General features: G+C 61.6%; 20 protein-coding genes. 9 read left to right on the top strand and 11 right to left on the bottom strand.

Translation table 11 applies throughout. From position 1 onward, the window contains the following. Positions 1 to 100: 100 nt before the first annotated feature. Positions 101 to 1,462 carry a maltoporin gene (locus tag C8E00_RS10090; RefSeq protein ID WP_133697380.1) on the bottom strand — a complete coding sequence of 454 codons (1,362 nt, stop codon included), beginning with the start codon at positions 1,460 to 1,462 and terminating at the stop codon, positions 101 to 103. Positions 1,463 to 2,076: 614 nt separating this feature from the next. Between C8E00_RS10090 and C8E00_RS10085 the strand changes: the two genes are divergently transcribed. Then, positions 2,077 to 3,720 carry a sodium:solute symporter family protein gene (locus C8E00_RS10085; protein ID WP_243833158.1) on the top strand — a complete coding sequence of 548 codons (1,644 nt, stop codon included), beginning with the start codon at positions 2,077 to 2,079 and terminating at the stop codon, positions 3,718 to 3,720. A gap of 52 nt (positions 3,721 to 3,772) precedes the next feature. After that, positions 3,773 to 4,237: a hypothetical protein gene (locus tag C8E00_RS10080; RefSeq protein WP_133697379.1), complete on the top strand. Its 465-nt coding sequence runs from the start codon at positions 3,773 to 3,775 to the stop codon at positions 4,235 to 4,237. Between the two features lie 70 nt (positions 4,238 to 4,307). Here the strand turns inward: C8E00_RS10080 and C8E00_RS10075 are convergent, their stop codons facing one another. Then, the gene (locus C8E00_RS10075) at positions 4,308 to 5,822 is read right to left on the bottom strand and encodes a carbohydrate porin (RefSeq protein WP_133697689.1); all 1,515 of its coding nucleotides are present in this window, start codon (positions 5,820 to 5,822) and stop codon (positions 4,308 to 4,310) included. Between the two features lie 315 nt (positions 5,823 to 6,137). Here C8E00_RS10075 and C8E00_RS10070 point away from each other — a divergent pair, with 315 nt between their 5' ends. The 6 genes from C8E00_RS10070 to C8E00_RS10045 all read left to right on the top strand — a co-directional run bounded on the left by C8E00_RS10070 (position 6,138) and on the right by C8E00_RS10045 (position 13,195). After that, positions 6,138 to 7,397, top strand: coding sequence for an ABC transporter substrate-binding protein (locus C8E00_RS10070; protein ID WP_133697378.1), 1,260 nt, complete (start codon positions 6,138 to 6,140; stop codon positions 7,395 to 7,397). 13 nt (positions 7,398 to 7,410) lie between these two features. Continuing rightward, the gene (locus C8E00_RS10065; RefSeq protein ID WP_133697377.1) at positions 7,411 to 8,388 is read left to right on the top strand and encodes a carbohydrate ABC transporter permease; all 978 of its coding nucleotides are present in this window, start codon (positions 7,411 to 7,413) and stop codon (positions 8,386 to 8,388) included. Then, the gene (locus C8E00_RS10060; protein ID WP_133697376.1) at positions 8,385 to 9,227 is read left to right on the top strand and encodes a carbohydrate ABC transporter permease; all 843 of its coding nucleotides are present in this window, start codon (positions 8,385 to 8,387) and stop codon (positions 9,225 to 9,227) included. Before C8E00_RS10065 ends, C8E00_RS10060 begins: the two co-directional genes overlap by 4 nt. Before the next feature lie 38 nt (positions 9,228 to 9,265). Further along, the gene (locus C8E00_RS10055; protein ID WP_133697375.1) at positions 9,266 to 10,879 is read left to right on the top strand and encodes an alpha-glucosidase family protein; all 1,614 of its coding nucleotides are present in this window, start codon (positions 9,266 to 9,268) and stop codon (positions 10,877 to 10,879) included. Positions 10,880 to 10,938: 59 nt separating this feature from the next. Then, positions 10,939 to 12,045 (top strand): ABC transporter ATP-binding protein, encoded by a 1,107-nt coding sequence (locus C8E00_RS10050; protein WP_133697374.1) that lies wholly within the window; start codon positions 10,939 to 10,941, stop codon positions 12,043 to 12,045. Positions 12,046 to 12,151: 106 nt separating this feature from the next. Next, on the top strand, positions 12,152 to 13,195 hold the full coding sequence (locus C8E00_RS10045; RefSeq protein ID WP_243833157.1) for a LacI family DNA-binding transcriptional regulator: 1,044 nt from the start codon (positions 12,152 to 12,154) through the stop codon (positions 13,193 to 13,195). On the opposite strand, the gene C8E00_RS10040 is transcribed toward C8E00_RS10045, so the two are convergent. Further along, positions 13,192 to 14,088: a nuclease-related domain-containing protein gene (locus C8E00_RS10040; protein ID WP_133697373.1), complete on the bottom strand. Its 897-nt coding sequence runs from the start codon at positions 14,086 to 14,088 to the stop codon at positions 13,192 to 13,194. The genes C8E00_RS10045 and C8E00_RS10040 overlap by 4 nt on opposite strands. Before the next feature lie 148 nt (positions 14,089 to 14,236). Here C8E00_RS10040 and C8E00_RS10035 point away from each other — a divergent pair, with 148 nt between their 5' ends. Further along, on the top strand, positions 14,237 to 15,118 hold the full coding sequence (locus C8E00_RS10035) for an NAD-dependent protein deacetylase (RefSeq protein ID WP_133697372.1): 882 nt from the start codon (positions 14,237 to 14,239) through the stop codon (positions 15,116 to 15,118). Positions 15,119 to 15,145: 27 nt separating this feature from the next. Here C8E00_RS10035 and C8E00_RS10030 read toward each other — a convergent pair whose 3' ends face one another. From C8E00_RS10030 to C8E00_RS09995, 8 genes are all read right to left on the bottom strand, one after another. Further along, entirely contained in the window at positions 15,146 to 15,556 is a 411-nt protein-coding gene (locus C8E00_RS10030; RefSeq protein WP_133697371.1) for a YbaY family lipoprotein, read from the bottom strand. 38 nt (positions 15,557 to 15,594) lie between these two features. Further along, positions 15,595 to 15,969 carry a translation initiation factor Sui1 gene (locus C8E00_RS10025; RefSeq protein WP_133697370.1) on the bottom strand — a complete coding sequence of 125 codons (375 nt, stop codon included), beginning with the start codon at positions 15,967 to 15,969 and terminating at the stop codon, positions 15,595 to 15,597. An 89-nt stretch (positions 15,970 to 16,058) separates the two neighbouring features. Then, on the bottom strand, positions 16,059 to 16,736 hold the full coding sequence (locus C8E00_RS10020) for an HAD family hydrolase (RefSeq protein WP_133697369.1): 678 nt from the start codon (positions 16,734 to 16,736) through the stop codon (positions 16,059 to 16,061). Between the two features lie 161 nt (positions 16,737 to 16,897). Next, on the bottom strand, positions 16,898 to 17,656 hold the full coding sequence (locus C8E00_RS10015; RefSeq protein ID WP_133697368.1) for an SDR family NAD(P)-dependent oxidoreductase: 759 nt from the start codon (positions 17,654 to 17,656) through the stop codon (positions 16,898 to 16,900). A 167-nt stretch (positions 17,657 to 17,823) separates the two neighbouring features. Then, positions 17,824 to 18,801: a 2-hydroxyacid dehydrogenase gene (locus C8E00_RS10010; RefSeq protein ID WP_133697367.1), complete on the bottom strand. Its 978-nt coding sequence runs from the start codon at positions 18,799 to 18,801 to the stop codon at positions 17,824 to 17,826. Positions 18,802 to 18,839: 38 nt separating this feature from the next. Then, the gene (locus C8E00_RS10005; protein WP_133697366.1) at positions 18,840 to 19,805 is read right to left on the bottom strand and encodes a sugar kinase; all 966 of its coding nucleotides are present in this window, start codon (positions 19,803 to 19,805) and stop codon (positions 18,840 to 18,842) included. Between the two features lie 348 nt (positions 19,806 to 20,153). After that, positions 20,154 to 21,203 (bottom strand): TRAP transporter substrate-binding protein, encoded by a 1,050-nt coding sequence (locus C8E00_RS10000; protein ID WP_133697365.1) that lies wholly within the window; start codon positions 21,201 to 21,203, stop codon positions 20,154 to 20,156. Positions 21,204 to 21,249: 46 nt separating this feature from the next. Further along, positions 21,250 to 22,698, bottom strand: coding sequence for an aldehyde dehydrogenase (locus tag C8E00_RS09995; RefSeq protein WP_133697364.1), 1,449 nt, complete (start codon positions 22,696 to 22,698; stop codon positions 21,250 to 21,252). Positions 22,699 to 22,708 lie beyond the last annotated feature (10 nt).

The following is a 22,708-nucleotide window of genomic DNA, read 5'->3' as shown; positions in this document are numbered from 1 at the left end:
TCCCGAAGGCAAAAGTGACCCCGGCGCTTACGCGGCGGGGCCCGAAGGATCGAAACAGCTCACTAAGGTGTCGACGGGCACCTGGGCGCCCGTCGTACGATCAACTTCCCCACCAGACCTCCATCTGGGCGCCGAAGGTCAGGCCGTCGGTGTCGTTGAAATCGACGTTGTTGGGCCCCGCGCCAGTGTCCAGCGAATTTGCCACGCCGCGTTCTTCGTAGGCGTCACCGTTCCATTTGGCATAGGTGGCGAACAAGCGAATGGTGGGGCGGATCATGGCGCCACGTCCGGCCGACCATTGCTGGGCGATGGTCAGCTTGGTGACATGGTGGTCCTCGCCATTGTAGCTACTGACGTTGCTTTGCGGCTCGATACGGTCGTAACCAAGCTCCACTGCCGTGCTCATGATGTCGTTCCAGTAGTACACGGGACGTATCCCTGCCGAGAACCACTTGCGCCCGGTGTTGTCATCCATGTTCTTGTCTTCATAGATGGCGGTGTAGAGCATGTCGAGCTTGTCCTGCACTAGCCAGACATGGCCGTGGTCGAGCACGCGCCACATGTCACCGTCCTGGCTGACCAAGCCACCCGCTGGGCGGCCCACGGCATTGCCATTACTGGTGATGATGCCGTCGGTGGCATACTGCAGGGCCACGGTGTTGGAACCGCCGAACCAGTTCGACTGAGTATGCTCGATGGTGCCCATCCAGCCCTTGTCGCCCTCTTCGTAGTCGATGCCGTTGTCGTCGTAGAAGTCTTCTTGCCATTCGGGCAGCGAGGCACGGCCGTAGTCGACGCCCAACTGCAGCGAACCGCCGGGATTGGTGGCAATGTCCGTCAGGCGCATGTCGACGGTATCATCGGAGAGACGCTGTCCGCCGTCGGGAAAGTTTTCACTATCCGAGCCCGAGCTTCGCACCCAGGCGAGGCTGAGGTTGCCGACGCCCATGTCGATATCCGAGATCCCCACGCCCGGGCCGGAAACGTCCCAGTAGTAGAAGTCATTCATGTGGATGTCATGGCGCTTGTAGAAGCGCTTACCGGCCCACAGCGTGGAGCCGTCCGGCAGGCCGCCGATGGCGTTGGTGCCGGTGACGTACATTTCGCGCAGGGCGATGTCGTTGTCGGGATCCTGAAGTGATTCAGCGTCGTTGTCCTGCGCGGTAACGTAGGCGACACGGCTGGCGAAGTCGAAACTCGTGCCGCGCTGGTCGAACAGGTTGGCGCCCAGGCCGAGTTCGGCATAGGTCTCGCACTCGTTGCCCAGGCGATACTTGGCCGGGGCCCCGGCAGCCTTGAAGCATGTCTGGCTGCCCCCGCCCGCTGTCGAACCGATGCCCGAACGTGCGTACCCGAAAAAGTTGGGATTGATGTCGGCATGGGCCAGCGCCGGCATGACGCAGGAGGCGCCGATCAGGGCCGCGAGCAGCGGCCGGCGTGTGAACTGGCGTGAGTCTCTCATGAGATGTCCCTTATGATGTTGTTGGTCATGGTGACGTTGAGTCGTTTCTTGGCGTTTGAAACGCGATGCTTAGTGCGCGTCGCTCAGTGAGCCGTGAGACTCGGCACTGAGGTCGTTGCACAGGGGAATTGCTACCTCCTGAATGGTGAATGGAAGAGATGAGCGGTGTCTGGCTCGCGAGAAGCGAGAGCGCAGTGGCGTGTCGTCAGCGTCGGCATGAGGTTTCCTTTGTTGTTGTTGTCACAATGTTGTTGTTTTCGAAACGTCGTTTTTGTCTAGCCGCGATGATCGAATGATGTTTTTTTCATATGCGACATTATTAGCACGGTGTCGTAAGTTTTCATTTTGACTATGGTATAAACGCCACTAAAGTTTAATCTCTAAATTTATAGGGATTATATAGTCGCGCTTTCACGCTTAAATTGGAGATTTTTGCGCGTTTTATTTGGAATGCCAAGTTACTTAGTTTTTTATATTTATTACTGCGATGAAATATTACGAAAAAAGGGTTTGCTCACCCCCTCGCAGCACACGGACATAATCAGAACGCTGCCGAGCGGACTTCCCGGCAGCGCCCTCGAAAGCCTGCTAATTTAGATAGTCAGGTGGGAAACATGGGGGACGGAGATGTGAGTGAGTTTACCTGGCTGGATAGCGTCGTCTTGGTGGTGTACATCCTGCTCGTGGCGCTGATCGGTGCACGCTTTGGGCGTTCTCAGGCGAGTACCCAGGATTATTTCCTCGGCGGGCGCCGCATTCCCAGTTGGGCAATCGGATTATCGGTGATGGCCACCCAGGCTAGCGCGATCACCTTTATCGGCGCGCCTGGTTGGGGTTTCGAGGGCGGTCTGGAGCGGCTGGTGACGTTCCTCAACGTACCGCTGGCGATGGCGGTGCTGATCTTTCTGCTGGTGCCCGTGTTCCATCGCGCGGGTATCTACAGTATCTACGAACTTCTCGAGCGTCGCTTCGGGCCGGCCACGCGCAGCGTAAGTGCTGGCCTTTTCCTGGTCGCACGCGGTCTGGCGACTGGCGTGGTGCTTTATGCGCCGGCACTGGTGCTCTCGGTGGTGACCGGATGGAGTGTCAATCTGACCATCGTGGTCATGGCAGTGCTGGCGGTGAGCTACACGGTACTGGGCGGTATCAGCGCCGTTATCTGGACCGATGTGATCCAAATGTTCGTGCTCTGGCTCGGTGCTCTGGTCAGCATGGGCTTGATGGTGGCCAGTCTGCCCGGAGGATGGAGCGATGTCTTCGCCTTCGGCGCGTCGCAGGGTATGTTCAATACCTTCGATTTGTCACTCGACCCCAGTGTCACTTATTCGCTGTGGGCGGGGCTTTTCGGTGGCATCTTCCTGCATATCGCCTATTTCGGTACCGATCAAAGCCAGATTCAGCGAGTATTGACCAGCCCCGATGTCCCGCAAGGCCAGCGTTCGCTATTGATCGGTGGTTATCTATTGGTTCCGCAAATGCTGCTGTTTCTGTTCATCGGGGTGATGTTGGCGACCTACTATGACCAGCACGGCCTTGCCGCGCCGGATAACCTCAATGAGTTGTTCCCGCACTATGTTGTCAGTGCCTTCCCGCCGGGTCTTGCCGGCCTGGTGATTGCCGGTGTTTTTGCCGCGGCGATGTCGAGCCTCGACTCGGCGCTCAATTCGTTGTCGGCGGTGAGCGTGCGCGATTTCTATACGCGATATGTCAGGCCCGATGCCAGCGAAGCGCATTATCTCAAGGCATCACGCTGGGCGACGGTCTTCTGGGGCCTATATGCGACGATTTTCGCGTTTTTCGCCGGTAACCTGGGGCCGGTAATCGAGGCGGTCAATCGCATCGGGTCCTGGTTTTACGGGGCCTTGCTGGGGACCTTCCTGTTGGCCATCCTCAGCCATCGCACCAACGCTAGAGGAGCGTTGAGCGGCCTGGTGTTGGGCATGGTCGCGGTATGGTGTGTCGAAAGCTTCTTTGAGATTTCGTGGCTTTACAACAACCTGGTGGGCGTCGTGGTATCGCTCGGCGTGGGGTACCTCGTCAGCTTGACCGCGCCCGCGCCGAGCGCCGCGCAATTGAGCGACGTGGTTATCGAAGAAACCGCGCCGGACATGCAGGCGCTGCTGGCGACACGGGCCGGCAACGCACGAACGGTCACCGCAGAGGCACGCGTGACACACCGTCGCTGTCTGGGGTTGGTGGCATGGTTCTGCGTGCTGGTGGCGGGGCTGGCGCTATTGCAGGTATGGGCCAATGCATGAAGTTCGCCCCATCCCGCTAAGCTTGCCATGGCGTCTCGACGAGAACATGGCCATGTCCCGCTTGCGTCGCCTGGGGGCCGAGACCTTCGAAGAGGCCAGTCTCATGCTCTGGGCACATGCTCTGGGACGCGATGCCCACGATAATCCCGCTGGATGGCTGTTGTGTCATTCACGGGCGCGGCGGGCATTGCTTTGGCCACAGTCGCTTCCGCAGGCGCACCAGGCTGACACAACGACCGTGTCGCTGCGGCTTGCCGCGTCCCTGCCGCCTTCGGCGGATGTTGTGTCACGACTCTGGTTCTGGGAGCGGATGGCAGCAAGAAGGCACTGGCGAGTGGCGCTGCGGGAGGTGCCTTCGCGTGCAGTGGCCCTGCCCTTGTGGTTAGGATATATCGGGGCCAGAGCCGAAGGTCGCTATCGTCTGGTGGTACTCAGCGGGGTATCCGGCGAGCCATTGCCCGTGCTCAAGCGTGCAGTGCTATGGGAATTAGGACAGTTGGCCGCGATGCCCGCGTAGAGCGTGCAGGCATCGCGGCGATGGCCCCTGTGGTGTATTCGGGGCCATTGGGGATACATGGATGGGGGTGTCAGAACCAGATTTCCATCTGCGTGCCGAAGGTCCATTCACCACCGGTGAAGGTGTCGTTGCCTAGCGCATCGCCGCTGGCGAAGCCGTTGAGCTCTTCGTCCCAGTCGCTCCAACTCGCAAACAGACGGATCTCCGGGCGTTGCCAAAAGCCGCCGACCGCGGGCTTGAAGGTGGGGGCGACGGTCAGCTTGGTGTAGGCACCGTCGACGGCACTGTTGCCGTTGTAGCCTTGCGGATCGAGATCCATCCACTGATAGCTTGCCTCGTACTGCATCTCGAAGTTCGCTGTCAGCTCGTTGGCCAGACGCGCATTGAAGGTTGCCCAGTCATAACTGTCGCCGGGGGCATACCGATCCGCGCTATGCTGGGCGAGCACGGCCGGCGCCAGACGCCAGTCGGGCGCCACGTAGGTCGTGCCGTAGAGCGCCAACCGCGTGGTCTTGGCATCGTCGAGTAAGTTACCATCGGATCCTAGTGACTTGACCTCGGCACCGAGTCCTTGCCCATGGAGGGCCGCTGCCTTGAAGCTGCCTTCGCCGAGGCCAAAGAAGCTGTTTCCGTGATAGGCCAGCATGGTGTGGAAACCGGTGTCCGCCGCGCTGGCATCGTTTCCGGTATCACGCTGATCGTTGTCGTTGGCCGAGAGACCGTTGAGCATCCACTGCCAGTTGCCGATGTGATTGTTGAGCGTGAAGATCAAGTTGTCGGTGCTGCCGGTAAGACCGGGATTCTCGCGGCTGACAATGGGAAAGTCGCTGAAACTGCGCCCGTAGAGCGACACGTTGCTGGTCCAGTCGTCGTTGAGGCGAATGTCATATACCCCCGCGCCGGTACCGGCGAGAAAGATGATGTCACTGTCGAGCCAGTGGATGTCGAAGTTATCGCGATCGAAACGCTTGCCCGCCCAGATCTTGGCGTCCTTGAAGGCGCCGGTGAAACTCGGTAATTCGCTGAATTGGACATACGCCTGACGAACATTGAGGTTCGATTCCTCGGCGGTCCAGTCGTTGCTGGTGGTGACGCTGTCCGCCAGCATCATGCGGTAATGCGAGCGAGCGCCATTGTCGAAGCGTTGTTTGTAATTGAGCGTGGTCTCGACATAGGTATCCGGTTCGTTACCGAGACGACCTACGGCACCGCCGGTGCTACCTGCCGGTGTCAGGTAGGGGCCACCCGGTGCGCTCTTGCCGTGACTGTCGAGCAACAGGCCGGAGCGCGCATAAGCGTTGAGCGATAGGCCCAGATCTCCCTCCGCATGGGCTTCGACATCGGCAAGGCGTTTTTCGAGATCGCTATCGTCGAGCGCTTCCAGGGCCGCCTTGGCGCGTTGAGCACGTTGCTCGGCGGCGGCAGCGCGCTGTTCGGCCTCGGCGACACGATTTTCGAGTGCCTCCAGACGAGCTTCGAGCTCTGCTGACGAGATATCGGCACTGGCCGTCGTGGCGACGCTCAGTGAGGCCAAGGCAATGGCGGTGACCAGCGGCGTGCGTGTCATGCGACGTGAAAGGGGCATCATGTGCTTGACTCCCATTGTGGTTGTTGTGGGGTGATGTCGTAACGTTAGGTAATGACGTTTACCGAGCGTAAACTTAAACGTTTAAGGTTGACTCTACAAAGCCCCTGTGACGCTCTTTCGACCAATGTCTATGCCGGCCAGATAGCGCTGCTTTTTCACACCAAAGTCTAGGTTGTTGGGGGGCGGTGCGACGGCTAATGTGTTCAGAGCTTAATCGTTTAAGAATGGCTCACGATACAAGCAACTCCATCGCCGTGGCTGCGCAAGACACGGTCTCCCTGGATAACAACAACCACCCCGGAGGTAAGCGCCATGATTCGTCAATTGATTCCCCTTGTCGCCCTCGCTGGTGTCGCCGTCGGCCAGGCGCATGCGGCCGACCTGACCATTTCCTGCGGCGCCGTCGGTGCCGAACTGACGCTCTGTAAGGAGGGCGTCGCCGCGTGGGAGGAAAAGACCGGCCACAGCGTCGATGTCGTCTCGACGCCCAATTCGTCCACCGAGCGTCTCTCGCTCTATCAGCAGATCCTGTCAGCCCAGTCGGGCGATATCGATGTCATGCAGATCGATGTGGTCTGGCCTGGCCTACTTGCCAATCACCTGGTCGATTTGCGTGAGGTCGGCGGGAAGGATATTGCCGATGGCCATTTCCAGACGATCGTCGATAACAACACTGTCGATGGGCGGTTGGTGGCGATGCCCTGGTTCACCGATGCCGGGGTGCTTTATTACCGCAAGGATCTGCTCGACAAATACGAGCGCGAGGTCCCCGAGACCTGGCAACAGATGACCGCCACCGCCGAGGTGATCCAGCAAGGCGAGCGCAAGGCCGGCAAGGACGGGATGTGGGGCTATGTCTTCCAGGGGCGTGCCTATGAGGGACTGACCTGCAATGCCCTGGAGTGGGTCGCCAGCTACGGGGGCGGCAGCATCGTCGACGATCAGGGTGAAATTACCATCGATAACCCGCGTGCGGCGGCGGCACTGGATCAGGCGGCCGAGTGGATCGGCAATATCTCGCCCAAGGGCGTGCTCAACTATACCGAAGAAGAAGCCCGTGGCGTCTTCCAGTCCGGCAATGCGGTTTTCATGCGCAACTGGCCCTATGCGTGGGCGCTGGCGCAGAGCGAAAGTAGCGATGTGCGTGGCAAGGTCGGTGTCACCATGTTGCCGCATGGCCCTAAAGGAAGCAGTGCCGCGACATTGGGGGGCTGGAATCTGGCCGTGTCCAAATACAGCAAGCATCCCGAGCTGGCCGTCGACCTGGTCGAGTTTCTGACCTCTGAAGCCGAGCAGAAGCGTCGCGCGATCCAAGGGGCCTACAATCCGACCATCAAGTCGCTTTACCAGGATGAGGATGTTCTCGCTGCCGTGCCCTTCTTCGGCAAACTTTATGACACCTTCACCAATGCCGTGGCACGCCCCTCTGCACCGACTGGCGCGAAATATGGTCGTGTCAGCAATGCCTTCTTCAACGCTGCTCACAACGTGCTTTCCGGTAGCACGAACGGTACTCAGGCGGTAGCGCAGTTGCAGGACGAACTCGAGCGCATGAAGCGCCGCCGCTGGTAATCCGAGGCTTGCCATGACCACTAGCGATACTGCTGCAACCCAATCCCCGGCGGCTTCCCGCCGCCGGGGCGGCCAACGGGGTACCAAGGTACGCCGTCAGCGCGTGCGCGCGGCCTGGCTGTTCTTGGTGCCGATGCTTGTCACCTTGGTGCTGGTCGCCGGTTGGCCGCTGGTACGCACGTTCTACTTCAGCTTCACCGATGCCTCGCTGGCAAATACCGGTGGCGCCAGCTTCATAGGCTTTGAAAACTATCTGGTGTACTACCAGGGCGCCTGGTATGGCCTGCTCACGGATCCCGCCTGGTGGCAGTCGGTGTGGAATACCTTGTTCTTCAGTGCCGTGTCGGTCTCGTTGGAGACGGTCTTCGGCATCATCGTCGCCTTGATTCTCAATGCCGAGTTCAAGGGACGCATGCTGGTGCGCGCCGCGGTGCTCATCCCCTGGGCGATTCCCACCATCGTGTCAGCCAAGATGTGGGCGTGGATGCTCAATGACCAGTTCGGCATCATCAATCATCTATTGATGACGATAGGGGTGATCGACTCGCCCCTGGCCTGGACCGCCGATGCCGACCTGTCGATGTGGGCGGTGATCATCGTCGATGTGTGGAAGACCATTCCCTTCGTCGCGCTATTGGTGCTGGCGGCGCTGCAAATGCTGCCCCAGGATTGCTACGAGGCCGCCGAGGTCGATGGCATCCATCCGGTCAAGGTGTTCTTCCGCGTGACATTGCCACTGATCACGCCAGCGTTGCTGGTGGCGGTGATCTTCCGCCTGCTGGATGCGCTTCGCGTGTTCGATGTGATTTACGTCCTGACGTCCAACTCCACCAACACCATGACCATGTCGATCTACGCGCGGCAGCAATTGGTGGAGTTTCAGGATGTGGGCTATGGCAGCGCGGCCTCTACCTTGCTGTTTTTGATCATCGCCCTGGTCACCGTGATCTATCTCTATCTGGGCCGTCGTCAACTGGGAGGTGAGGCATGAATACCAGGTTCGCGAAGTCACTCGTCAAGCGTATCGCGTTCTGGGCGTTGATAGCGGTGTTGCTGGTTTATGCCATCTTTCCCTTTTACTACGCGGTGATCACGTCACTGAAACCTTCCAGTGCGTTGTTTCAGGTCGATTATTGGCTGAGCAGCGTGGATTTCAGCAACTACATCACGATCTTTTCTCAGGGAAGTTTCGTCCAGGCGATTATCAACTCGGTCATCGTCGCCGTCAGTGTGGTGGCGATCGCCTTGCTGCTGGGCGTCACCGCTGCCTATGCACTGGGACGTGTGCGCTTTCGTGGGCGGACGACGGTGATGATGGTCGTGCTCGGCGTATCGATGTTTCCCCAAGTCGCCGTGCTCTCGGGACTGTTCGAGGTGATTCGCGTCCTCAATCTCTATAACAGCGCAGGTGGGCTTATTCTGAGTTACACCATCTTTACGCTGCCGTTTACCGTCTGGGTATTGACCACCTTCATGCGTCAGCTACCCATGGAGCTGGAAGAGGCGGCGATCATGGATGGTGCCACCCCTTGGGTCACTATCACCAAGGTGTTCCTACCCCTGATGTGGCCGGCGATGGCGACCACCGGCCTGCTGGCCTTCATCGCCGCCTGGAACGAGTTTCTGTTCGCTCTGACGTTCACCCTGACCAGCGAAGAACGCACGGTGCCGGTAGCGATCGCGCTGATTTCCGGGGGCAGTCAGCACGAGTTGCCATGGGGGCCGATCATGGCGGCTTCCGTCACCGTCACGGTGCCGTTGGTCATTCTGGTGATGATCTTCCAGCGACGTATCGTCTCCGGACTAACCGCCGGCGCCGTCAAGGGCTAATCCGTGACTAACGAGACATTTTCATAAAGGACTTCATGATGCAGGACAGCACCTTCTGGTGGCGCGGCGGTGTCATCTATCAGATCTATCCGCGCAGCTTCTTGGATAGCAACGGCGACGGCATCGGCGACCTGCCGGGCATTACCGAAAAGCTCGATTACGTAGCGTCGCTCGGTGTCGATGGCATCTGGCTGTCGCCGTTCTTCACCTCGCCGATGGCGGATTTCGGCTACGACATCAGCGATTATCGTGACGTCGACCCGATGTTCGGCACCTTGGAAGACTTCAAGACATTGCTCAGGCATGCCCATGCCTTGGGACTCAAGGTGATCATCGATCAGGTGATCAGCCATACGTCGGACCAGCATCCCTGGTTTCAGGAAAGTCGTTGCGACCGTGACAATGCCCGCGCCGATTGGTACGTATGGGCCGACCCCAAGCCCGATGGCACGCCACCCAATAACTGGCTGTCGATCTTCGGCGGTTCGGCCTGGACGTTCGACCCGCGACGTCGTCAGTATTATCTGCATAACTTTCTGATCGAACAGCCGGATCTCAACTTTCACAATCCGGCGGTACGTGACGCGCAGCTCGATAACATGCGTTTTTGGCTGGAACTCGGTGTCGATGGCTTTCGCTTGGACACCGTCAACTTCTATTTCCATGATGCTCAGTTGCGCGACAATCCAGCGCTCGACCCCGGCGAGGCAAAGACGTTGGGTGCACCCGAGGCCAACCCTTACACGTGGCAACGCCATGTCCATGACATCAGTCGTCCCGAAAACCTCGACTTCCTCAAGCAGTTGCGTGCGTTGATGGATGAGTTTCCGGGCACCACGACGGTCGGGGAAATCGGCGATGATCATCCGCTCGAACGTATGGCCGAGTACACCGCCGGGGGGGACAAGTTGCACATGGCCTACACCTTCGACCTGCTTAATGCCCCGCGTTCTCCGGCCTATATTCATGAGGTGATCGAGCGCTTCCAGCGGCTGGCGGGCGATGCCTGGCCTTGCTGGGCACTGTCCAACCACGATGTGATGAGAAGCGCTACACGTTGGGGGGCCGATGAGGATTCCGAGGCGTATCCCAAGATCACGTTGGCCATGCTCTTGTCGCTGCGTGGCAGCGTGTGCCTCTATCAAGGCGAGGAGCTCGGCCTGCCCGAGGCCGACGTGCCTTTCGAGCGCATCCAGGATCCCTATGGCAAGGTCTTGTGGCCTGATTTCAAAGGCCGTGATGGCTGTCGCACGCCGATACCCTGGACCGACGACATTCAGGGCGGTTTTTCGCGCGTCGAGCCTTGGTTGCCGGTGGATACGCGCCATCTACTGCGCGCCGTGTCGCGTCAGGAGGCTCGTGCTGATTCACTGCTCAACAGTGTGCGTGCGCTGATCGCGTTTCGTCGCGAGCATCCGGCACTGTTCGACGGTGACCTGCGGTTGGTCGATATCGGGGACGAGCTGCTCGGTTTCGTGCGCGAGCATGACGACGAGCGCCTGTTATGTGTGTTCAATCTGGGCGGCCAAGCACGTGAGTGTCGCTTGCCTGAGCATGGCGCGTTGCTCGATGCGCCGGGTTTCACGGCGAGGCTGGAAAACGACAGTCTGCACTTGCCGGCCTATCAGGCGGCCTATCTGCGCCTTGACTGAATTTCTTTGGACGATATATGCCGCCGGCGCCTCATGAGCGCCGGCCAGGAGAATTTTTCATGGCAAGCCTGACGCTCAACAAGCTCAACAAGTCGTTTGGCGATACGCATATCATCAAGGATGTCGACCTCACGATTGGTGATGGCGAGTTCGTGGTTTTCGTCGGCCCTTCCGGCTGCGGTAAGTCGACGCTGCTGCGGCTGGTCGCCGGGCTGGAGTCGATCAGCGATGGCGAGCTGAAGATCGGCGAAACGCTGGTCAATGACCTGCCGCCTCGCGAGAGGGGGGTGGGCATGGTGTTCCAGTCCTATGCCTTGTATCCACACATGACGGTCTATGAAAACATGGCCTTTGGGCTGAAGCTGGCCAAGACGGCGGAGCAGACGGTGCGCGATCGGGTGCTCGAGACCGCGCGTATCCTGCAGCTCGAGGAGCTGCTGGATCGCAAGCCCAAGGCGCTCTCCGGAGGACAGCGCCAGCGCGTGGCCATGGGGCGGGCGATGGCCCGCGAGCCGCGCATCCTGCTGTTCGACGAGCCGCTGTCCAACCTCGACGCCTCACTACGTGTCCAAATGCGCAACGAGATTGCGCGCTTGCATCATCGTCTGGGCTCAACGGTGATCTATGTCACTCATGATCAGGTCGAGGCGATGACGCTTGCCGACCAGATCGTGGTCTTGAACGGGGGGCACATCGAACAGGTCGGCAGTCCTCAGGAGCTTTACCAGCGCCCTGCGACGCGCTTCGTCGCGGGATTCATCGGCTCCCCGACGATGAACTTCCTGCCTGCCGCATTACGTGAGGGCCATGCGGAAGGGTGCCGGGTCAGTTTATCGGGCATCGGGGAGCTGACGCTGCCTCAGAGCGCTGCGGCTCTTGATGAACACGCCGCGTTGACGCTCGGCGTTCGTCCCGAGCATCTGAGCCTGGATGAAGCTCAAGGCAGCAATGCCTTCGAAATCGTCAACGTCGAATACCTGGGGAACGAAGTCTATGTCTATCTTGATTCCGGTCAGAGTGACGAACTACTGATTCATCGCAGCGAGGCCCCCAGTCGTTGGGAAATCGGACAAAAGGCGGCATTGGTGCCGTCACTCGCCAATGTGCATCTGTTCGATGGGGAGGGGCGTGCATTGCCGCTGACGAGCACACGCGACGCCGCTTGAGTGAGTCGGCATCAGGTCGACTCATGTGGGGCTGAGTCGCCTTTCATGCTAGAGAGTGTCGGAGCAGGCAGGTATGCTGCCTGCGTTCGATTCTGAGAGACTTGCTGTGACCCCATCTCATCGTCGCATTACCATCAAGGATCTGGCCGCTCGGCTCGACGTATCGACCGCCACGGTGTCCAATGCCTTCAATCGGCCGGATCAGCTATCGCCCGCGCTGCGTGATCGTATCCTCAGCGAGGCGCGTGCCGTGGGATACACGGGCCCCGATGCTCGAGGTCGCAGCTTGCGTACCGGGCGTTCGCGCATCATTGCAGTGGTGCTGGCCGAAAGTCTCACCTACAACCTGAACGATGCGGTGGCCAGTGAGTTTCTCGCGGGTGTCGCTGAGGTGGTTGATGGTCACGGGCATACCCTGTTGTTGCTTCCCGCTCGTCAGGGCGCGCGCCTGGAGTCGGCCAGCATGGCTGACGGCTTCATCGTCTATGGACTGGTTGCTGATCCGCGGATGCTGGAACAGTTTCCAAGCCAGAAGCCGCTAATGGCGGTGGACTTCGACATCGCCGGGCATGCGTCGGTGCACATCGACAACCAGTTTGCTTGTCTAAACATTGCACGGCATACCTTACGCCAAAGGCCACGACGTCCAGCGATCATCAATCTGCGCCTGACGGCCGAGCCCTGCAACGGTCGTATTATCGACCAACCGCTGTACGAAGAGTCTCAAACGATCACTCGTCTACGTTTGAACGGCTTCTACGAGGCCTTGGCCGAGCACGATATCGACCCGACCACGGTGCCGATGTGGAATATCGAGGAGAATACCTACGAGGTGTGCGCGCCGGTCATCGCCGGGATCCTGGACCTGCCCGACGATGAACGCCCGGATCTGCTGCTGTGCATGTCCGACCGTATTGCCCTGACTGTCTTGACGTTGGCCGAGCAGCGCGGTTTACGCATTCCGGAGGATCTACGCATTACCGGGTTCGATGGTATCGCCGAGGGCCAGTATCGTGCGCCACGCCTGACCACGGTACGCCAGGATAGCGTTGCCAAGGGACGCTTGGCAGCCTCGATGGTCCTGGGGCTTGTTCCAATGAAGCATCATTGCCTGGCGACCCAACTGATGATTGGCGAAACGTCTCCCTAGCCACCCACCAGGGTGGCGCCCTTGACGCGCTGGTCGAGTGCCTGCACCACGCGCTGGTGAGTGGCATCATCCATGGGGCGCAGCGTGGTGTGATGGACGAGAGCGGCGAGCGCTTTGCCGTCGACCACCATGATCTCGCCGGGGGGCTTATCGATCTCCACGTCCCAACCGGGCAGCACCAGCACGCCTTGCACGGCGACGTTGCCCAGGGATTGGCGGGTCAGCCATTGGCGGCACCAGCTCGTGGCCATCCGTGCATAGGCCAGCGACTGACGTTCGCGCCAGCCAGGAAAACGCAGGCGTTGTCCGGCCACCGTTACCTGAGTGCGAGGTTCGCCCATGACGTCCAGCGGGGGCGTGCGGGCACTGACTTCGACCACGAAGACACCATGTGGTGTGACGACGACATGGTCGATGGCAAAGCTGTCGGTGGGCACATCGTGGAACACGAAATAGGGATGTGCCTCCGGACGGATCAAACGTTCCAGTTCCTGCCCCACCGCCAGCTCGCAGGCCAGGCCCAACTTGAGGCGGCGAATGCGCTGCACGTCGCGAATCAGACGAAAGCACAGCACCAACGCCAGCAAGGTGGTCAACAGCCCATAAAGTGCCCATTCCAGCCAGCTGTGCCGGTTGGCGAACAGCATGCGTCCCATGCCGTAGACCAGCGGTGCCAGGGTGATGATGGGCCCCAGCGCGCCATCCAGGAACAGTGCGGCATAAGCGCGATCGAGACGGTCGCGCAACGACTGCGCCGGCTCACGCAGGGTGTGCCCATCATAGGGCGACGTCAGCGCGCCATCCTCCAGATGGCGCAGAGCCAGCACTACCAGTGCGGTGGCGCCGAGCGGGGCGAGAAAAATGATCGGGAGTATGTATTCCAGCCACACCATTACGGTCATCCTGGTCGAGAAGATGCTACATGAATTCCCCATTCTAGCCAGCTTGTCGGAGATCGGCGATGCTGATGCGTGATGGGGCTTGTGGCGACACGGGGCGCCGGTTGTATCATGAGACAACGGCTTTGTCCGGGAGATCACGATGTCCGATTCCTCAGTGTCGTCTTTGGCGGCCTTCCTTGCGCGTCATTCGCGGCTTTTCGTGCTCACCGGTGCCGGGATGAGCACCGATAGCGGCATCCCCGACTACCGTGATGAACAGGGCGCCTGGAAACGTTCGCCGCCGATGACGCATCAGACCTTCATGCATAGCGATGCGGCACGCCGACGCTATTGGGCGCGTAGCCTGGTGGGGTTCCAGGCGCTCAGCGAAGCGCGGCCTGGACGCGCGCATCGTGCGCTTGCCGCGCTGGAGCGTGCCGGACGCATCGAGCGGCTGGTCACGCAGAATGTCGACGGACTGCATCAGCGCGCCGGGTCGCGCCGCGTAATCGACCTGCACGGCCAGGCCGACGTGGTGCGCTGCATGGGATGCGGTGCGACCCGCATGCGGCATGCCTTGCATGCCGAACTGGCGCGGCTCAATCCGCATTGGACGACGCTCGAGGCGCAGGTCGGGCCGGATGGCGACGCCGATCTGGAGCACCGGAACTTCGGCGATTTCTCGTTGCTCTCCTGTGCGCGCTGCGGTGACGGTATCTTCAAGCCCGATGTGGTGTTCTTCGGCGATAGCGTGCCACGTCCTCGTGTAGAAGCGGCCTTCGAGGCCCTTGAGCGTGCCGACGCGATGCTGGTGGTGGGCTCATCGCTGATGGTCTATTCAGGCTATCGCTTTGCGCGGCGAGCGGCGGAGCTGGGCAAGCCGATGGCCTGCATCAACGTGGGGCGTACGCGCGCCGATGCGTTGTTCAGCCTCAAGGTCGAAGCGTCGGCGGGGGAGACGCTGGACGCGGCACTGCGTGCCCTGAACGACGCGATGCCTACCGAGGGGCTGGTGGCCCAGGCGCCGACCGCCAGCCTTTAGTGGTCCTTGAGCGTGCGGTGCGTGCGCTCATGGATGTGATACGGGCACCAGCGTCACGGTGGGCGTAGTGCCGGTCTCGCCGTTGAAGACGTCGACCCGCTCGCGGTTGAGATGCGTCAACCGCCCTCGATCGCGCACGTCGGCCTGCAAGACGTATGTGTGCGCCGTGTCGATGGCGCCTTGGGCATATTGTAGCGTGACCCTGGTGGCGGTGGTGTCGAAGTGCGTATAGCGGCTTTCCGCCAGGGTGGCGCCGTCGTCGCGATCCTTCAATGTGACGTTGAGGACGGCATCGTCGGATAGCTCGGGCGGCTGGGCGAAGATGACACGGGCGTCGAGTGTCTGGAAATCGGGGCCGCTGGCGCAGCCCGCGAGCCCGATCAGCAACAGGCCGACGAGCACGGCACATGGGCGGCGTGGCAAGCGAGACTGGGGCATGAAAAGCTCCTTACGCGTAGGGAGGTGGCCGTTCTCGTTCAACCGCCCGCAAGTTTGACGCGATAACCGCGCGCTTCCAGTTCTGCCTTGAGTGCGTCGCGGTGATCGCCCTGAATTTCGATGGTGCCTTCCTTGAGGGCACCGCCGGTGCCGCAGCGTTTCTTGAGCGCCTTGGCCAAGGCCTTGAGCTCGTCGCTCTTGAGCGGCACGCCTTCCACCAGGGTCACGCCCTTGCCCTTGCGTCCTTTGGTCTCACGGCGCAGGCGAACGGTACCGTCGAGATTGGCCAGGCGTTTTTCTTCTACGGCGTCGGCACAGCGGCACTCAGCGAGCGGTGCCCGGCACTCAGGGCAGACCTCGCCATGTTCGGTGGAGTATATCCGTCCGCGTAGCTGGTCTTGCAGCGATGCCATGCGCGCCTCCTGAATCGATATGTCGGGAGATATGCATGATAACGCGCCCGGCCGGTGGGCACGATATCCCTCGACGCCCCCCTATAAGATCAGTGGAGCACGGCTTCCACCTGTCCCAACCGTGCCACGGCACTGGGTAGATCGCGCATGTCATGCAGGGCGATGGCACCTTCGGGGGTGGTCTCGCGCTCGGGGAAGCGATTGATGTGGATCGTGCGCATCCCCGCCGCCAGGCCGGCCGCGACGCCTACATCGGCATCGTCGATGACCACGCAGCGTTCGGGCGTGACCCCCATGTCGCGTGCGGCATGCAGGAACAAGCCAGGATCGGGTTTCCAGCGTTCGATGGCGTAGCCGCTATAGAGACTGTCTCCGAAGTAGGCACGCAGGCCCGTGCTATCGAGGGCGCGGCGAATCTTGTGTTCGGGACCGTTGGAAGCCACGCAGCGGGGATGTTCGGTGAGTCGGTCGAGCGCCTCGCGGACGCCCGGGATCGGTTTCAATTCGGTGCTCATGCGCAGTTGCATGGCCCGCCGCATTTCCGCTTCGGCGGCATTCCGAATGGCATCGTCCAGGGGGCCGAAACGTTGCTCCAGCTCGGCGACGATGTTGGCGAATCGGACGCCTCGAAACTCTTCCATGTACTGAGGAGCGGTGAAGGGTAATCCGGCACGGGTCAGGGCGTCGGCCATGACGTCGGCGAGAAGGGGTTCGCTATCGACCAAAGTGCCATCGCAGTCGAACAACAGGCACAGCGGATGAGACATGGTGGAGCCTCGAGGGCGTAGTGGATGTAACCGTTCATTCTCCCAGATATCGGCAGACGGCGCCCAGGCTTGAGAAACCGCACCGGGTTTGTGAACGGCGTTTCTAAACACTCTTCAAACTTTAGTTGCCCCCGGCCACGATGGCAAGGCCGGGCAGCCGTTCAAAGCGATTGTCCACCGGTGAGTTCGATGCGTTCGCCGTTGAGCCAGTCGAAATCGCTCGACAACAGGCTCGCGACGGCGGCCCCGATATCGTCCGGCTTGGCGGTGCGGCCTAGTGGCGTTATCGAGCGGAAGTGTGCATTGAGCGCCGGGTCGTCGCGCACTGCGCCGCCGGCGAAGTCGGTTTCCACGGCGCCGGGGGCGATGGCGTTGACCGTGATCCGGCGCTCGCCGAGTTCCTTGGCCATATAGCGCGTGGTCACCTCCAGCGCGCTCTTCATGGCCGAATAGGCGCAGTGATTGTCCAGCACGAAGCGCGTCGCGGCGGTGGAGACGTTCAGGATGCGTCCGCCACGGGCAATCATCGGCAGCAGGGCTTGGCTGAGCAGGAAGGGGCCCTTGAAGTGAGTGCGATAGAGGGCGTCGAGGTCGTCCTCGGTGGTCGCTTCGTAGGGCGCGAGGATGCCTTCGCCGGCGTTGTGGACCACGGCATCCAGCTCCGTGCGGCCGAAGGTGTCTTCCAGCGTGTCCGCCACGTTGTCCTTGAACTCGGCGAAGGCGCTGCTGTCGCCGATGTCGAGTTTGAGCATCGCCGCCGTGCCGCCGGCGGCCTCGATCTCGCGGACGACCGCCAGGGCGTCGTCGCGGTGACTGCGGTAGGTGCCGATGATGCCAACGCCGGCGGCCGCGAGGTGCAACGCCATGCTACGGCCGAGGCCTCGACCGGCGCCGGTGATGAGGGCAATGCTTGAAGACATGGGGAGCTCCCGGGTTGAAAAATGCGCGGCGTTAGGGCCGCTGTCGGTGAGCACTGACTGGGGGCGAGACACCAGGTTTCAAGCGTGCGGGTCATGAATCGAAAACGCCTGCACTCGAGAGACGCAGGCGTGAAGGGACGTGGCGCGTACGGCGCATGGGCGAGACGTCAGCCGCGCGGTGTGACGTCGTTGTAGGGGCTCGGCGGTTGCTGGCCCTGGAGGGCGGCGATGACGTTGTCGACGGCGCGCTGAGCCATGGCCTCGCGCGTTTCATGCGTGGCCGAGCCGATATGCGGCAGGGTGACGACATTATCCATCCGGGTGAGCGGCGAGTCGCCGGGCAACGGCTCCTGAGCGAAGACATCCAGCCCTGCGGCGTGGATCTCGCCGTTGGAGAGCGCTTCGATCAGGGCTTCCTCGTCGACCACCTTGCCGCGCGCGATATTGATCAAAATCGCCGAGGACTTCATGCGCTTGAGCACGTCCGCGTCGATCAAGCCGGTGGTCTCGGCGGTCAGCGGCACGTTGACGCAGACGAAGTCGGCCTGCTCGAGCAAGGTATCGAATTCGCAGTGCGTGGCGCCGAGTTCCGCTTCCAGGGCCGGCTTGGGCGAAGCATGGGTGTAAAGCACCTGCATGCCGAAGCCCAGGGCGCCGCGTCGTGCGATGGCCTGGCCGATGCGTCCGAAGCCGACCATGCCCAGCGTCTTGCCGTGGACATCGGTGCCGAAGTGAGGCTCGCCGATACTGCTTGTCCACTGGCCCTGCTTGACCATGTTGGCGAGTTCCACGGCGCGGCGGGCGCTGGCCATGATCAGCAGGAAGCCAGTATCAGCAGTGGTTTCGGTGAGCACGTCCGGGGTATGGCAGAGCAGAATGTTACGCTGGGTCAGCGCGTCCACGGGGTAGTTGTCGACGCCCACCGAGATGCTCGAGATGACTTCCAGGTTGGGGGCGGCATCGAGCAGCTCGGGGGTGATCGGCAAACTGGCGCCGAGCAGGCCGTGCGCATCGCTCAGTGCTTCACGAAACGCGGGATCGTCAGCGCTTTCCAGGGCGTCGAAATAATCGACATGGAAATGCTCGCGCAACTGGTCGAGGTGATGGGGCTTGAGGCGCCGAAAGGCGAGGATGCGCTTGGTCATGCGGAGCTCCAGAATGGGGGAAGCATGAAAAGAGGCTGTCACACCAAAGGGTGTGCTGTTTCCAGGTCGCGCAAGCGGGCTCGGCGTGGCAGGCCTTCCATGTCGCCGACGACCTGAACCTGTTCGGCGCCGATGAGATTGCCGCGATGCGCTGCCTGACGCAGCGAGCACCCATCGAGCAAGGCGCTGATCACGCCCACCGCGAAACCATCGCCGGCCCCCACGGTATCGATGACGCGGGAAACGGCCACGCCCTTCACCGTACCGGCATCGTCTGCCGTGCGCACGTAGCTGCCTTCCGGGCCGAGCTTGATGATGACCCCGCTGGCACCTTGATCGAGATAATAGCCGGCGATGTCGTGCGCGTTATCGAGGCCGGTCAGGCGTTGGCCCTCGGCGAGCCCCGGCAGTACCCAGTCGGCGTGGGCGGCCAGCGCATTGAGGGTGTCGCGCATCTCGGTTTCGCTGTTCCACAGCGAGGGCCGCAGATTGGGGTCGAAGCTGATCGTGAGGCCGGCCTGGCGAGCGCGTTCGAGCATGTGGAAGGCGAGTTCGCGCGTGCTCGCGGAGAGTGCGGGGGGCAGACCGGTGGCATGCAGATGGCGCACGCCCTGGAACGTCAGGTCGCGCACGTCGGTCACGCCCAGGTGGCTGGCGGCACTGCCGCGCCGGTAATAGGCCACCTTGGGATCCTCGCCGTGTTCGGCGCGCGCCTTGAAGACCAGGCCGGTGGGATGCTCGGCATCGGTACTCAGGTAGCGGCAGTCGAGGCCTTCGCCTTCGAGCGTATGGCGGATGAAGCGGCCGAAGCCGTCGTCACCGACGCGGCTGATCCAGGCGACATGAAAGGCCAGCCGCGCCAGACCGATGGCGACATTGGTATCGGCGCCAGCGATGCGCCGCTGGAAGCGCTCGACGTCGGCCAGGTCGCCGGGGGTTTCGGCGATGAACAGCGTCATCGCTTCACCGAAGGTCAGGATATCCGGTGTAGTGGAGTCGATCATGAAAAGATCCTGAGAGAGTATCTACAAAAGGACTGCGCTCGACAATCCGGCGTTAAAATCGACCTCAAAATACTCATTTACTCCATGTAAACTCCGTTTTTTCGGTCGATTTTGCCTTGTCTTTACGTCGCTCGTCTATTTTGTAAACACCCTCTGAAAGAAGCTGCAAGGCGGTTGCCGAGGGCACTGCATCGCGACGGGGTGAGCGGTCGTCGATAGGAACGCCCATCATAGAAATACCGGAGCATTACGACAATCGAACATACCTAGACTTTGGTCGGGAAAGTGACGCTAAAGAAGAGCGAAGGCAGGACGCTGCGCGGGGCGTTGCGCCCCGCGCATCAGTGCTTATTGCGTTTGCTGGGTGTATTTCTCGACGAGCTGGCTAGCGTCGTCGTACAGGGCCTGTCCATCGAGGCCGGTGGCATTCATGTCGTCTATCCATTGTTGGATCGTCTCGTCGGCGGCCGTTTTCCACCGCTCTTGATTGGCCTCGGCGATGTGAATCATCCGCCCCTCGCCGCTGGCGGCGATCTCATCGATGGCCGCTTCTTCCGCCTCATCCATGACGCGTCCGATGCGCTGCGCTTCCTGGATGCCGGCGTTGTCGTCGATGACCTTCTGCAACTCGGGTGACAGGCTGTCGTATTTATCCTGGTCCATGGCCAGCACCATCATCGCGGTGTACAGGCCGTGCGTGCCGTCGAAGAAGGTGTGGTTCTGTGCGATATCCAGCACGCCCAGGGCATTGGCACTTTCGAAGGGCAGCGAGAAGCCGTCGATCACGCCACGCGAGATCGCCTCGGGGATCTGCGGGAAGGGCATGCCCACGACCTGGGCCCCCAGGTTGGCAAGAAAGCGATTCATGGCCTTGGAGGGCGCGCGAAGTGTCAGCCCTTGCACGTCATCGGCGTTTTCTACTGCCACGCCCTTGGTGTGTATCTTCCCCGGGGTGTGGGCGAAGACGGCAATCGGATAGACGCCCTTCAGCGAATCCTGCATATGTTTCATGGCGTATTCATGGGCGGCCATGCTGGTGGCTTCCCCCGTGGTGGGCAGGAAGGGCAGGTCGAACGCCTCGGACGCGGGGAAGCGATTCGGGGTGTAGCTCAGCAGCGTCCAGACGATGTCGACGACACCGTCCTTGGCTTGGTCGTACAGCGAGTTGGCCGACCCGCCGAGTTGCATGGCCGGGAATATTTCGACCTGGAGGGCGCCATCGGATTGCGCCTCGAGGCGCTCTGCCCAGGGTTCCAGGTATTGCGTCTGCACCGGGGTGGTCGGGGCGCCGAAATGGTGCAAGCGCAATGTCACGGTGTCTTGTGCCTGGCCAGTGCTGGCCAGGGCGATGCCACTGAGGAGGAGAAGACCTGCGAGTGTATGTCTTGTTGTCATCATCTTGAGCTCCATGGGGGCGTTGGCGTGCTAGGTAGCGGGGTGGCAGTTAGATCGGATAGTGCCGGGGGCCGAGCTGCATGGTCATCCAACGCAATTCGGTGAACTCCTCGATGCCGGCCTTGCCGCCGAAGCGCCCGTAACCGCTGGATTTGACCCCGCCGAATGGCATCTGCGGTTCGTCGTGCACGGTGGGGGCGTTGATGTGGCAGATGCCCGACTCGATGCGTTGCGCGACGCGCATGGCGCGGGCCGTGTCGCGGCTGAAGACCGCCGCGGAAAGACCGTATTCGCTGTCGTTGGCGACGCGCAGGGCGTCTTCTTCGTCCTTGACGCGCATCATCGCTACCACCGGGCCGAACGATTCCTCGCTGTACAAGCGCATCGCCGGGGTAACCCCATCGACCACGGTAGGCTGCATGATCACGCCTTCAGCCTTGCCGCCACAGGCCAGTCGCGCGCCGTGCTGCTGGGCATCGTCGAGCAGGGCGTTGAGCTTTTCCCCGGCCTCGCGGGTGATCAGCGTGCCCAGGGCGTTGCCTTCGTCGCGCGGGTCGCCGGCGCGCAGGGTCTCGGCCTTGCGGGCCAGCTTCTCGACGAAGGCGTCGGCCACGGCGTCGACGACGATCAACCGCTCGGTGGACATGCAGATCTGGCCCTGGTTGAAGAAGGCGCCGAAGGCGGCGGCTTCCACGGCGGCATCCAGGTCGGCGTCCTCGAGCACCACGAACGGTGCCTTGCCGCCCAGTTCCAGCAACACCGGCTTGAGATGGTGCGCGGCTTTTTCGGCGATGATGCGTCCGACATTCGTGGAACCGGTGAAGTTGATGCGCCGCACGGCGGGGTGCTCGATCAACGCCTCGACCACCTCGGCGGCCTGGGGCGGTGCGTTGGTCACCACATTGACGATGCCGTCCCCCAGACCCGCTTCGACGAGCACTTCGCCGATCAGGTGATGGGTGCCGGGACATTGCTCCGAGGCCTTGAGGATCACCGTGTTGCCGCAGGCCAGCGGCGTGGCGATGGCCCGCGTGCCGAGGATGATGGGCGCATTCCAGGGCGCGATGCCGACCACCACGCCACACGGCACGCGCACCCCCATGGCCAGGCTGTCGGGGACGTTGGAGGGAATGACGTCGCCGCCGACCTGGGTGGTCAGCGAGGCGGCCTCGCGCAGCATGTTGGCGGCCACCATGACATTGAACCCGGCCCAGCCGGGCGTGGCGCCGGTTTCATCGACCATGCGCGCGATGAAGTCGGCCTGGCGGGCTTCCATGGCGTCGGCGGCGGCGAGCAACTTGGCGCGGCGCTCGCCGGGGCCGGTCGCTGACCAGGCGGGAAAGGCCCGGGAAGCGGCCTCGGCGGCGGCGCGGGCATCGTCGGCGGACGCCGCCGCAGCCTGGGTCACGGCCTCGCCGCTGAGTGGATTGTGCCGCGTGAAGGTCGCGTCTTGCCGAGCGGCGTGGGTGTCACCGCCGATGAGTAGCGAAAGATCCATGTCGTACCCC

This window comes from Chromohalobacter marismortui (assembly GCF_004364315.1).
Taxonomy (GTDB): Bacteria; Pseudomonadota; Gammaproteobacteria; order Pseudomonadales; family Halomonadaceae; genus Chromohalobacter; species Chromohalobacter marismortui.
The sequence above is the reverse complement of the archived record's forward strand: the minus strand, read 5'-3'. Positions and strand labels throughout refer to the sequence as shown.